The 12413-nt window shown below is 70.9% G+C and carries 13 protein-coding genes and 1 riboswitch; of the genes, 8 read left to right on the top strand and 5 right to left on the bottom strand.

Annotation, left to right across the window (positions count from 1 at the left end; all coding sequences use genetic code 11):
- Positions 1 to 30 precede the first annotated feature (30 nt).
- The gene (locus ACTWQF_RS14500; protein ID WP_443279761.1) at positions 31 to 405 is read right to left on the bottom strand and encodes an Rv2175c family DNA-binding protein; all 375 of its coding nucleotides are present in this window, start codon (positions 403 to 405) and stop codon (positions 31 to 33) included.
- 33 nt (positions 406 to 438) lie between these two features.
- On the bottom strand, positions 439 to 1644 hold the full coding sequence (locus ACTWQF_RS14495) for an NAD(P)/FAD-dependent oxidoreductase (protein ID WP_443279852.1): 1206 nt from the start codon (positions 1642 to 1644) through the stop codon (positions 439 to 441).
- Between the two features lie 179 nt (positions 1645 to 1823).
- Positions 1824 to 1937: riboswitch (TPP riboswitch) on the top strand.
- On the opposite strand from ACTWQF_RS14495, the gene thiO reads away from it, so the two are divergent.
- From thiO to ACTWQF_RS14460, 7 genes are all read left to right on the top strand, one after another.
- Positions 1933 to 3135 carry a glycine oxidase ThiO gene (thiO, locus tag ACTWQF_RS14490; RefSeq protein ID WP_443279760.1) on the top strand — a complete coding sequence of 401 codons (1203 nt, stop codon included), beginning with the start codon at positions 1933 to 1935 and terminating at the stop codon, positions 3133 to 3135. Its footprint overlaps the riboswitch before it by 5 nt.
- Positions 3132 to 3353, top strand: a complete 222-nt coding sequence (thiS, locus tag ACTWQF_RS14485) for a sulfur carrier protein ThiS (RefSeq protein ID WP_443279759.1) — start codon at positions 3132 to 3134, stop codon at positions 3351 to 3353. Before thiO ends, thiS begins: the two co-directional genes overlap by 4 nt.
- Before the next feature lie 8 nt (positions 3354 to 3361).
- Positions 3362 to 4159 (top strand): thiazole synthase, encoded by a 798-nt coding sequence (locus ACTWQF_RS14480; RefSeq protein WP_443279758.1) that lies wholly within the window; start codon positions 3362 to 3364, stop codon positions 4157 to 4159.
- Between the two features lie 101 nt (positions 4160 to 4260).
- A complete protein-coding gene (pknB, locus tag ACTWQF_RS14475; protein ID WP_443279757.1) occupies positions 4261 to 6300 on the top strand; it encodes a Stk1 family PASTA domain-containing Ser/Thr kinase in 2040 nt (679 codons plus the stop codon).
- Between the two features lie 436 nt (positions 6301 to 6736).
- Entirely contained in the window at positions 6737 to 7522 is a 786-nt protein-coding gene (locus ACTWQF_RS14470; protein WP_443279756.1) for a transglycosylase SLT domain-containing protein, read from the top strand.
- Positions 7523 to 7551: 29 nt separating this feature from the next.
- Entirely contained in the window at positions 7552 to 8406 is an 855-nt protein-coding gene (locus ACTWQF_RS14465) for a deoxyribonuclease IV (protein ID WP_443279851.1), read from the top strand.
- 112 nt (positions 8407 to 8518) lie between these two features.
- Positions 8519 to 9046, top strand: a complete 528-nt coding sequence (locus tag ACTWQF_RS14460) for a DUF4396 domain-containing protein (RefSeq protein WP_443279755.1) — start codon at positions 8519 to 8521, stop codon at positions 9044 to 9046.
- Between the two features lie 26 nt (positions 9047 to 9072).
- On the opposite strand, the gene ACTWQF_RS14455 is transcribed toward ACTWQF_RS14460, so the two are convergent.
- On the bottom strand, positions 9073 to 9696 hold the full coding sequence (locus ACTWQF_RS14455) for a sulfite oxidase-like oxidoreductase (RefSeq protein WP_443279754.1): 624 nt from the start codon (positions 9694 to 9696) through the stop codon (positions 9073 to 9075).
- Between the two features lie 233 nt (positions 9697 to 9929).
- Between ACTWQF_RS14455 and bfr the strand changes: the two genes are divergently transcribed.
- Positions 9930 to 10418, top strand: a complete 489-nt coding sequence (bfr, locus tag ACTWQF_RS14450) for a bacterioferritin (protein ID WP_443247071.1) — start codon at positions 9930 to 9932, stop codon at positions 10416 to 10418.
- Positions 10419 to 10539: 121 nt separating this feature from the next.
- On the opposite strand, the gene ACTWQF_RS14445 is transcribed toward bfr, so the two are convergent.
- Positions 10540 to 10821, bottom strand: a complete 282-nt coding sequence (locus ACTWQF_RS14445) for a (2Fe-2S)-binding protein (protein ID WP_443279753.1) — start codon at positions 10819 to 10821, stop codon at positions 10540 to 10542.
- A gap of 153 nt (positions 10822 to 10974) precedes the next feature.
- Entirely contained in the window at positions 10975 to 12318 is a 1344-nt protein-coding gene (locus ACTWQF_RS14440) for a class II 3-deoxy-7-phosphoheptulonate synthase (protein WP_443279850.1), read from the bottom strand.
- Positions 12319 to 12413 lie beyond the last annotated feature (95 nt).

Here is a 12413-nt window from a genome sequence, read left to right as displayed (position 1 = left end):
TGTGCCCGGGGCCGGACCCGGGCGGCGGCGTCAGACGGCGAGTGCCTGGGCGCGGCGCTTGACCTCCGTGCCCCGGTTCTCCCGCAGGGCCGTCACGGGCGAGCCGGGCAGGGACTCGTCCTCGGTGAACAGCCATTCGAGCATCTCTTCGTCGCTGAAGCCGTCGTCCTTCAGGAGCGTGATGGTGCCCGCCAGGCCCTTCACGATCCGGCCCTCACCGATGAAGGCGGCCGGAACCTGGAGCACCTTGTTTCCGGACTCCGCTTCCCGCCGTACGGCGAGCAGCTGGCCTTCCTTCACGAGCTGCCGTACCCGGGTCACTTCGACGCCGAGCTTCTCGGCGACGTCGGGAAGGGTGAGCCAGGCGGGGACGAGAGCATCGGTCTTTGCGTCAATCTCGGTCACGGGTTCCAGACTGCCATCTGGGACCGGCGGCCACTACCGCGCCGCCTGCTTCAACGCCACGGCCGCGTCGCGGACCAGCGCCGGGTTCACGGCCGTACCCTGCTGAATCAGCTTGCGGCCCTGCGCGAGATCGCGCGGACGGCCGACGGCCAGCAGCGCGGCCAGCCGCTCCCCGCGCAGCCAGCACACGCTCCAGGCGGCGCCCTCCGGAGAGCCGCGCCACACCAGTTCGTCGCCCGGACCGTGGTGGCCGATGTACTGCACGAAGCGGCCGAACTGCTCGGACCAGAAGTAGGGCACCGGGTCGTAGGCGACGCTGTCGGCCTCCCCGTCGGCGTGCCCCTCGGCCAACAGGTTAGCCGCGACCGTACGGGGGCCCTGCAGCGCGTTGTCCCAGTGGTGGATCAGCAGCCGCTCGCCGTAGCGAGCCGACGGGAAGGAGGCGCAGTCGCCCACGGCGTAGATGCCGGACACATGGCTGCCGTGGACCGAGGCGCGCAGCCGGGCGTCGGCGGCCACGGAACCGTCGGGGGCGAGGTCGACGCCACAGCCGCGCAGCCAGCCGGTCGCGGGGCGGGCCCCGATCCCGACCAGCACCGCGTCGGCCGCCAGCCGCGTACCGTCGGCGAGCAGCACCTCGCCGCGCTCGACCGCCTCGACGGCCACCCCGGTGCGCAGCGTCGCCCCGGCCTCCGCGTACCAGGCCCGCATCGGCTCGGTGACCTGCGCCGGGAGCGCGCCGGGCAGCGGTGTCCGAGCGGCTTCCACGACGGTGACCTCGCAGCCCCGCTCGCGCGCCGCCGTCGCGAACTCCGCACCGATCCAGCCGGCGCCGACCACCACGATCCGGCCCCGCTCGGCCAGCACCGGGCGCAGCCGCCGCGCATCGTCCAGGGTGCGCAGCATGTGGACGCCGGGCACCCCCTCGCTGCCGGGCAGGGTGACCGGTTCGGCGCCGGTCGCCAGCACGAGGCGGTCGTAGTGGACGGGCCCCGCGTCGGTGACCACCAGCCGTTCGTCACCGCTCAGACCGGTGACGGTTCTTCCCAGCTCCAGCTCGATGCCGAGCCCGGCGAAGTCGATCTCGAAGAGCGGCGCCTCCGCCTCCCCCGTACCGAGCAGCACGGCCTTGGACAGCGGCGGCCTGTCGTACGGCGCGTGCGGCTCGGCCCCGATGAGCCGCACGGAACCGGGCCAGCCCTGTTCGCGCAGCTGCACGGCGGTCTGCACGCCGGCCATCCCGGCGCCCACGATCACGATCCGCTGCTGTTTCTGACTGTCACTCACACGATCACTGTATGCCGGTCGAGTCGTGCGACCATCGGTCACCGGTCGTAGGCCCGCCGGTGGAGCGTCCCTGAGCGCACCGATGGCCCTTACCCGGCTCGCGCGCACCGCAGTAGGGTGGGTGCGGTAGTTACGGCATACGCGGGAGCCCGGACGCACTGGGCTGAGAGGGAGGCTGCGGCGGCCTCCGACCGTCCGAACCTGATCCGGGTCATTCCGGCGAAGGGAGCAGCAGCGCCCATGCGCGGCACGGCAATTCCGGCAGCAGCCCATCCGAGTCCCGATGTGCTCGTCCTGGGCGGCGGCCTCATCGGCCTGGTCACCGCCTGGCGCGCCGCAGGGCGCGGCCTGGCGGTCACCGTCGTCGACCCGGAGCCCGGCGGCGGCGCCGCACGGGTGGCGGCAGGCATGCTCGCGGCCGTCACCGAGCTGCACTACGGCGAGGAGACGCTGCTGGAGCTCAACCTCGCCTCGGCGGCGCGCTATCCGGACTTCGTCGCCGAACTGGAGGACGCCACAGGGCTGGAGACCGGCTACCGGGCCTGCGGCACCCTCGCGGTCGCGCTCGACGCCGACGACCGCGCCCATCTGCGCGAGCTGCATGCGCTCCAGCAGCGGTGCGGGCTGGAGTCCCAGTGGCTGACCGGCCGCGAGTGCCGCCGCCTGGAGCCGATGCTGGCGCCTTCCGTACGCGGCGGAGCCCGCGTGGACGGCGACCACCAGATCGACCCGCGCCGACTGGCGACAGCGCTGCTGGACGCCTGCGAACGCGCGGGAGTCGCCTTCCACCGCTCCCGCGCGCTGCGGCTGCTCACCTCGCGGGACCGCGCCCTGGGCGCCACTCTCGAGGACGGCACGGAACTGCACGCCGGGCAGACAGTTCTCGCGCTGGGCTCCCACAGCGGCACGCTGGAGGGCCTGCCCCCGGAGGTGGCACCGCCGGTCCGCCCGGTGAAGGGCCAGGTCCTGCGGCTGCGGATGCCGCCCGCCACCCGGCACGGCGCCTTCCTCTCCCGTACGGTCCGCGCCGTCGTCCGCGGCGGTCCCCTCTATCTGGTGCCGCGCGAGGACGGCGAGCTGGTGGTGGGCGCCACCAGCGAGGAGCTCGGCTGGGACACCACGGTCACCGCGGGCGGCGTCTACGAGCTGCTGCGGGACGCGCACGAACTGGTGCCCGGCGTCACCGAGCTGCCGCTGGCCGAGACCCGCGCCGGGCTGCGTCCCGGCTCCCCCGACAACGCGCCGCTGCTCGGCCCCACCACGCTGGCCGGGCTCCATCTGGCCACCGGCCACTACCGGCACGGCGTACTCCTCACCCCCGTCACCGGCGAGGTGCTGGCCGAACTGCTGACCACGGGCGCGCTGCCCGAGCCGGCCCGCCCCTTCACCCCACAGCGCTTCGCCTCCTCCCGCCCCCGTGCGCTCCAGGAGCAGCCCGTATGACCTCCACCACCAGGACGCTGACCGTCTCCGTCAACGGCGAGCCCCGCCAGGTGACCGCCGGGCTCACCCTCGACCAGCTCGTGGCCACCCTGACCACCGCACCCTCGGGCGTGGCCGCGGCGCTCAACGAGGACGTCGTCCCCCGGAGCAGCTGGGCCGCCACCCCGCTCGGCGAGGGAGACCGCGTCGAAGTTCTCACCGCAGTCCAGGGAGGCTGAGCCCAGCGATGGCCGACGATCCGCTGACCATTGGCGACACCACCTTCACCGCGCGCCTGATCATGGGCACCGGCGGCGCGCCCAGCCTCGACGTCCTGGAACGCGCCCTGCTGGCCTCCGGCACAGAGCTGACGACGGTCGCCATGCGGCGGCTGGACCCCTCCGTGAGCGGCTCCGTGCTCTCCGTACTCGACAAGCACGGCATCCGCGTGCTGCCGAACACCGCCGGGTGCTACACCGCCGGCGAGGCCGTGCTCACCGCGCGGCTCGCCCGCGAAGCCCTCGGCACCGACTGGGTGAAGCTGGAGGTCATCGCCGACGAGCGCACCCTGCTGCCCGACCCCGTCGAGCTGCTCGACGCCGCCGAGACGCTGGTCGACGACGGCTTCACCGTGCTGCCGTACACCAACGACGACCCCGTGCTCGCCCGGAAGCTGGAGGATGTGGGGTGCGCCGCCATCATGCCGCTCGGCTCCCCCATCGGCTCCGGCCTGGGCATCCGCAACCCGCACAACTTCCAGCTCATCACCGAGCGGGCCGGGGTGCCGGTGATCCTGGACGCGGGCGCGGGTACGGCCTCCGATGTGGCCCTCGCCATGGAGCTGGGCTGCGCCGCGGTGATGCTGGCTTCCGCGGTCACCCGCGCTCAGGAGCCCGTGCTCATGGCCGAGGGCATGCGCCATGCGGTCGAGGCGGGGCGTCTCGCCTTCCGCGCGGGCCGCATCCCCCGCCGCCACTTCGCGGAGGCGTCCTCGCCCAGCGAGGGAGTCCCCGTGCTGGACCCCGAACGCCCGGCCTTCCGATAGCTGAGGGCCCCACCCGCGGCGTGTCACTGTTCGGCTCCAGATCGCCCGCAACCCGCAACCACACGACCAAGCCGACGCAGCCCCCTCGTACACTCTGCGCAATGGACACCACCCTCAAGGACCCCCTGGTGGGCCAGGTTCTCGATGGCCGGTACCGCGTCGACGCCCGGGTGGCCGTCGGCGGCATGGCGACGGTGTACCGCGCCATGGACACCCGCCTGGACCGCGTGCTGGCCCTGAAGGTGATGCACACCTCCCTCTCGGCGGACGACACGTTCGTGACCCGCTTCATCCGGGAGGCCAAGTCCGCCGCGCGCCTCGCGCACCCCAACGTGGTCGGGGTCTTCGACCAGGGCACGGACGGCACGTACGTCTATCTCGCGATGGAGTACGTGGAGGGCTGCACACTCCGCGACGTCCTGCGCGACAGGGGCGCCCTGCGCCCCCGCGCCGCGCTCGACATCCTGGAGCCCGTCCTGGCCGCGCTGGGCGCCGCGCACCGTGCCGGTCTCGTGCACCGGGACGTGAAGCCGGAGAACGTGCTGATAGGAGACGACGGCCGGGTGAAGGTCGCCGACTTCGGGCTCGTACGCGCTGTGGACAGCCAGACGTCCGCGACGACGGACTCGATCCTGGGCACCGTCTCGTACCTGGCGCCGGAGCAGATCGAGGACGGCACGGCCACCACACGCACGGACCTCTACGCGTGCGGCGTGATGCTCTACGAGATGCTGACCGGAGCCAAACCGCACTCGGGGGCCTCCCCCGCGCAGGTGCTCTACCAGCATCTGAACAAGGACATGCCGGCCCCCTCCGCGGCGGTGCCGGGAATGGCGGCGGCGCTGGACGCCCTGGTCGCGCGGGCGACGGCGCGGGCGCCCGAGCAGCGCCCCGAGGACGCGGTCGCGCTCCTCTCGGAGGTGCGGACGGCCCGCGCGGGGCTGACCGACGCGGAGCTGGACGCGGTACCGCCGCAGGCCAAGGAAGACGGCGCCGCACCGGTCGGCATCGCTCCCGCGGAGAGCGCCGCGGAGAGCGTGGAGAACGTCGCCGCGGCAGCGCACTCCGCGAGCGCGAGCGCCGCCTCGCAGACCGAGGCCGACACCTATGTGATCCCGCGCCCGGTGGGGACCGCGGCCACCGGCCCGGTGCCGGACGCGGAGCCGATGGACCGCACGGCGCTGCTGAGCACTCCCCCGGCGGAGCCGCCGGGGGCTCCGCCGGGCGGCGTTGGCGGACCGGTCGACGGGGCCCCGCGCAGGCGTGCGCTCCAGCCGCGCTGGGTGCTGGTGACGCTGGGCGTGCTGCTGGTGGCGCTGGTAGGGGCGGGCGTCTGGTACGTCAATTCCGGGCAGTTCATCCAGACGCCTGCCGTGCTGGACCAGCCGCAGTCCAAGGCGACGAAGACGCTGTCGGACGCCGGGCTCGACGTCAAGGTGGAGCAGGACTACAGCGAGCGGGTCAAGCGCGGCCATGTCATCAGCAGCGACCCGAAGCCGGGCGAGCGCGTCCGCAAGACGGGCAGCGTCACCCTGACCGTCTCGCGCGGTCCCCATGTGGTGAAGATCCCCGATCTGAAGGGCACGCCGCTCTCGGACGCCCGCCGCAAGCTCAAGGACGCCGGTCTGGAGCCGGGGACGGTCAAGCGACGGTTCGACCAGGAGACCGCGCAGGGCTCCGTCATCGCCACCGACCCCGCGCCGGGCAGCAAGCGCAGGCCGGGCGCGGCGGTGGCGCTCACGGTCTCCAAGGGCGCGCCCGTGGAGGTGCCCGATGTGGTCGGTGACGACCAGAGCGACGCCACGGACGAGCTGAAGGAGGCGGGCCTGAAGGTCCGTATCGCCTCCGAGCGGGTCCACTCCGAGCACGACAAGGGCACCATCGCCCGCCAGTCCCCCACCGACGGCACCAGGGCCGCGAAGGGCGACACGGTGACGCTGACGGTCTCCAAGGGCCCCGACATGGTCGAGGTGCCGGACGTGGAGGACAGCAGCGAGGACGAGGCCACCTCGAAGCTGGAACAGGCGGGCTTCCAGGTGAACGTACGCCGCATCTTCTTCGGCGACACCGTCTTCAACCAGTCCCCCGACAGCGGCGAGAAGGCGCCCCGGGGCTCGGAGGTCACGATCTGGCTCCGCTGAGCCGGACCCCGCCTCTGCCCCTGCGCCCTTGCAGCGCCCAGCCCCGCGAGAGCCGGTCCGCCGGCCTTCGCGGGGCTTCTGCTGTGTAGCGGGCTGCTCACCCCGTGTGGGGCCAATGTCCGACTTGGTGCGCATATCCCGTCACGGGCAGTGGTGCCCATACTCGCGGCATGTGACCCCACCCATAGGACGCACATCACCTACGAAATGGAGTAGTGGAAAGGAATCCGCCGCTCGACCTGGAAAGCAGTGCATAAAACGGCGGTCGGTGTGACTTCCGGCAACGAATTCGGGTAGTACGTCACACCTTTGATTTCGCAAAACCGGCCCTTTAACAATTGCGGTCGTCGCACGGCGCCGAAACAGCACTCGGCGTTTCTCCCCGGCTCCCCGCCTCTGCGACACGACGCCAGCGATGAAAGGTCCGCACTGCCTTATGCCCAGCATCTCCAGTCTCAGTCTCAGCCCCAAGGCCAGGAAGTTCTCCGCCATCGGTCTCGGTGCGGTGGGCGCCGCGACCCTCGCCGTGACGGTGCTCCCCAGCACGGCGGCGCATGGTGACTCCGGCCAGGCCGCTGCCAAGAAGGTCACCGCCGAGAGCGTCGCGTTCAGCTCCCACTCCTCCGTGCTGCCCAAGCAGGGCAAGGACCTCACCGCCCAGCAGCAGTCCCTGGTGAAGGTGCCCGCCGAGGCAAAGCAGGTGGCCAGCGTCAAGGACGCCACCACCACCGCCAAGAGCTTCACCAGCACCGACGAGGCGGCTGCCGCGATAAAGGCCGATGCCCAGAAGCGGGCCGCCAAGGCCGCGGCCCAGGAGAAGGCCGAGGCAGCAGCGGCGAAGGAGCGTGCGGTCAAGGCCGCGGCGAACCGCTCCAAGCAGCGCGCCGCCGCGCCCAGCTACCCGAACAACCTGGACGGCTGGATCCGTGAGGCCCGCGCCATCATGGCCAAGCACGGCATCCCCGGCTCCTACGAGGGCATCAAGCGCAACATCATCCGCGAGTCCGGCGGCAACCCGCGCGCCATCAACAACTGGGACATCAACGCCATCAACGGCGTGCCCTCCAAGGGCCTGCTCCAGGTGATCAAGCCGACCTTCGACGCCTACCACGTCGAGGGGACCGCGTACGACCAGTACGACCCGGTCGCGAACATCGTCGCCGCCTGCAACTACGCGGCGGACCGGTACGGTTCGATGGACAACGTCAACTCTGCATACTGAGTGGTGTGACCACGAACGAGACGCAGCGCATGCGTAATCCCATTGGCGGCCATGTTCCCGTAGCCGGGGGCCTGGCCGCCACTGGCATTTCCTACGCCGCCGATATCGGCGCCGAAGCACTTCAGGTATTCGTCGCGAATCCGCGCGGCTGGGCGACGTCGGCCGGAAATCCGGACCAGGACGCCGAATTCCGCACCGTATGCGCGGAGCGTGGACTTCCCGCTTACGTTCACGCCCCCTATCTGATCAATTTCGGCTCGCACACCGAGGAAACGGCCACCAAGTCCGTGCTCTCGCTGCGGCATTCGCTGCGGCGCGGGCGGGCCATCGGCGCGCTGGGCGTCGTCGTCCACACCGGCGCGGCGACCGGTGGCCGGTCCCGGTCGGTGGCGCTCGCCCAGGCGCGCACATTGATGATGCCGCTGCTGGAAGAGCTGACCCACGACGACGATCCCTGGCTGCTGCTGGAGCCGACCGCCGGGCAGGGCGCCTCGCTCTGTTCCCAAATGCACGAGCTGGGCCCGTACTTCGAGGCGCTGGAGCACCATCCGAAGCTCGGCGTCTGCCTCGACACCTGCCATGTCTTCGCCGCGGGACACGACCTGGCCGCGCCCGGCGGGGTGGGGCGCACCCTCGAGGAGCTGGTGTCGGTGACCGGCCCGGGACGGCTGCGGCTGATCCACGCCAACGACTCCAAGGACGTGGCCGGCGCACACAAGGACCGGCACGCGAACATCGGCGCCGGTCACATAGGAACCGAGCCGTTCGCCGAACTGCTGGCCCATCCGCTGACGGCGGGCGTACCGCTGGTGATCGAGACCCCGGGCCGCAAGGAGGGACACGCAGCGGACGTGGCGATGCTGAAGAAACTGCGGGACCGCTGAAGGCGCACGGGCACTGGGAACCGCGCACGGCCGTTGGCGGAATACCCCTCAGGGGTATAGCGTTACGAATGTGCGACGGCACGATCCGCTCTGCTTCACGACGAGGTGTCCCATGACCCAGCACAGCCGGCACGACTCCGCCCACGCTCAGCACGAGCACGAGCATCACGGCGGACCTGAAGCCCACCAGCACGGTGACCACGGCTCCGTCTCCTGGGCCATGGCCGCCAAGGCCACCCTGCACTGCCTCGTCGGCTGCGCACTGGGCGAGATTCTGGGCATGGTGATCGGTACGGCCCTGGCCTGGCACAACGCACCCACCATGGCACTGGCCATCGTCCTGGCGTTCGCCTTCGGCTACAGCTTCACGATGTACGCGGTGGTACGCGCCGGCCTCGACCTGCGTACGGCGTTCAAGGTCGCCCTCGCCGCCGACACGGTCTCCATCCTGATCATGGAACTGGTCGACAACGGCGTCATCCTGCTGGTCCCCGGCGCGATGGACGCGCATCTGGACACGGGGCTGTTCTGGGGCGCCCTCGCGGTGGCCTTCGCCGTCGCCTTCGTGGTCACCACGCCGGTCAACCGCCGGCTGATCGCCGCGGGCAAGGGCCACGCGGTGGTGCACCAGTACCACTGACGGGACGGGGGGGGCGGGCGGGGCAGCTACAGCTCCGGACCGTCCCCCGGCTCCTCCTGGTAGGAGTAGCGCTGTTCCTTCCAGGGGTCGCCGATGTTGTGGTAGCCGCGCTCCTCCCAGAAGCCCCGGCGGTCCGCCGTCATGTACTCGATGCCCCGGACCCACTTGGGGCCCTTCCACGCGTACAGGTGGGGCACGACGAGGCGGACGGGGAAGCCGTGCTCCGCGGTGAGCAGTTCACCGGCCCGGTGCGTGGCGAAGACCGTCTTTTCGGATGTGAAGTCCGACAGCCGCAGGTTCGAGCTGAAGCCGTACTCCGCCCACACCATCACATGGGTGACGTCGGGCGCGGGCGGCGCCAGTTCGAGGATCGTGCGGGCGAGTACGCCGCCCCACTCGGCACCCAGCATGCTGAACTTCGCGACGCAGTGCAGATCGGCGACCACGGTCCGGTACGGCAGCGCGGAGAACTGCTCATGGTTCCAGCAGTGCTTTTCGCCGTCCGCCGTGGCGCCGAAGACCCGGAAGTCCCACCGCTCCCGGCGGAACTTGGGTACCGGGCCGTAGTGCGTGACGGGCCACCCACGCTGAAGCCGCTGCCCGGGCGGAAGCTCCGGTTGCTCCCCTTCGCGGCTTTGCGGCTGACCCATGCCCCCATGGTGACAGACCCCGGCCCCTGGTCTTGACCACCCCCCGAGCGGGTACTCGCCGGAGATGCCGTCACCGCTCACAACAGCAAATACGGGCACACCCGGTAAGCGTGCACTTACTGGACCGAGCCGGTGGGCGGTGACAGGATGCGCGATTGCGCTCCACGCGCACCCTGCGCCACGTGCGCACCTGCCCGATACATGCGTCATGCCCCTGGAAGGAGCCCGCCACCATGCAGGGCGACCCCGAGGTCATCGAGTTCCTCAACGAGCAGCTCACCGCCGAGCTGACCGCCATCAACCAGTACTTCCTGCACGCGAAGATGCAGGAGCACTTCGGCTGGACCAAGCTCGCCGAGTACACCCGCGCCGAGTCCTTCGACGAAATGCGGCACGCGGAGCGGCTCACCGACCGCATCCTCTTCCTGGAGGGGCTGCCGAACTACCAGCGGCTCTTCCATGTGCGGGTCGGCCAGACCGTCACCGAGATGTTCCGGGCGGACCGGCAGATCGAGGTGGAGGCGATCGACCGGCTGAAGCGCGGCATCGATCTGATGCGGAACAAGGGCGACATCACGTCCGCCAACATCTTCGAGGACATCCTCGCGGACGAAGAGCACCACATCGACTACCTGGACACCCAGCTCGACCTGGTCGACAAGCTGGGAGAGTCGCTGTACCTCTCTCGGCAGATCGAGCAGAAGGCCGCGAACGAGACCTGAGGCCGGACGTTGTGGTTGTGGCCGTCCTGGAGGCCGCCGGACCCTCGATGTCGTGGTTGCGCGCCGTCCCGGCGGGAAGGGGTCGCCGCTCGCGCGGCAGGCGCCGTCCCGGCGGGAAGGGTTACGCGGCGGCGGCCGGTGCCGTCAGCGCTGCTACCTCAGCCGGTTGCGGGGTGCCTGCCGTCGGGGACGACTGCGCCGCGAGCGGGGACTCACCGCGGTCCAGGGCTGCTCTGCGGGGGCACTGGCCGCGGCCGAGGATGCCCTGGATACGTCGGACGCAGGAGCCGCAGTCCGTGCCCGCCTTGCTGGCGGAGGCTATCTGGCGCGGGGTGCACGCCCCCGCGGCCGCGTGCTCTTGCACCTGCTCTTCGGTGATGCCGAAGCACGAGCAGACGTACACGCGGTCACCTCCGCCTCGGATCGATCCGGTCAGTCTCAGACTTGCTGAGGTTAACCTAACCTTACCCTCCTGAGCCTGTCCACATACGCCGCTGGGGCCCTCGTCACACAGGTGACGAGGGCCCCAGCGGTCAGGGACTGTGAGCTCGGCGGCTCACTGGTCGCGGTACATCTCCGCGACCAGGAAGGCCAGGTCGAGCGACTGGCTGCGGTTGAGCCTGGGGTCGCAAGCCGTCTCGTAGCGCTGGTGCAGATCGTCGACGAAGATCTCGTCGCCGCCGCCCACGCACTCGGTGACGTCGTCACCGGTCAGCTCCATGTGGATGCCGCCGGGGTGGGTGCCCAGGCCCTTGTGGACCTCGAAGAAGCCCTTGACCTCGTCCAGCACATCGTCGAAACGGCGCGTCTTGTGGCCGCTGGCCGCCTCGAAGGTGTTGCCGTGCATCGGGTCGCAGACCCAGGCGACGGTGGCACCGGAGGCGGTGACCTTCTCCACCAGCTCGGGGAGCCGGTCGCGGATCTTGTCGGCCCCCATCCGGGTGATGAAGGTGAGGCGGCCCGGCTCACGGTCCGGGTCGAGCCGCTCGATGAGGGCGAGCGCCTCTTCCGAGGTCGTCGTGGGGCCCAGCTTCACCCCGACCGGGTTCCGCACCCGGGAGGCGAACTCGATGTGCGCGCCGTCCAGCTGCCGGGTGCGCTCACCGATCCAGATCATGTGCCCGGATACGTCGTAGAGGTTGCCGCTGCGCGAGTCGACGCGGGTGAGCGCCGACTCGTAGTCGAGCAGCAGCGCCTCGTGCGAGGAGAAGAACTCGACCGTCTTCAGTTCCTCGGGATCCGTGCCGCAGGCGTGCATGAACTTCATGGCCTGGTCGATCTCGCGCGCCAGCGCCTCGTACCGCTGCCCGGAGGGGCTGGACTTGACGAAGTCCTGGTTCCAGGCGTGCACCTGGCGCAGATCGGCGTAGCCGCCGGTGGTGAAGGCGCGGACCAGGTTCAGCGTGGCGGACGAGGCGTGGTACATCCGCTTCAGCCGCTCCGGGTCGGGCCGGCGGGCCTGCGGGGTGAACTCGAAGCCGTTGACCGAGTCGCCCCGGTAGGAGGGCAGCGTCACTCCGTCGCGGGTCTCGGTCGCCTTGGAGCGGGGCTTGCTGTACTGGCCCGCGATCCGGCCGACCTTGACGACGGGCACCGAGCCCGCGTACGTGAGGACGGCTCCCATCTGCAGCAGCGTCTTGAGCTTGTTGCGGATGTGCTCGGCGCTGACCTGGTCGAACGCCTCGGCGCAGTCGCCGCCCTGGAGCAGGAACGCCTCACCGCGCGCGACCGACCCCAGCCGCTCCCGCAGCTGGTCGCACTCGCCCGCGAAGACGAGCGGCGGATAGGACTCGAGCTCGGCGAGCACGGTACGCAGAGCCTCGTGGTCCGGCCAGTCTGGCTGCTGTGCTGCGGGCAGGTCTCGCCAGGTGCGGGCACCGGCATCGGTGTGGGCGTTCACAGTCACGGGCCCAAGGTTACGGGGTTCTGCGGGGAACCCGTTCGAGTGCCCGCCATACGAGACCGTTATCACCGGCCGCCGGGCGGGGACTGCGA

Source organism: Streptomyces sp. 8N114, assembly GCF_052245835.1.
GTDB lineage: Bacteria > Actinomycetota > Actinomycetes > Streptomycetales > Streptomycetaceae > Streptomyces.
This window is presented reverse-complemented; position numbering and strand designations above follow the sequence as displayed.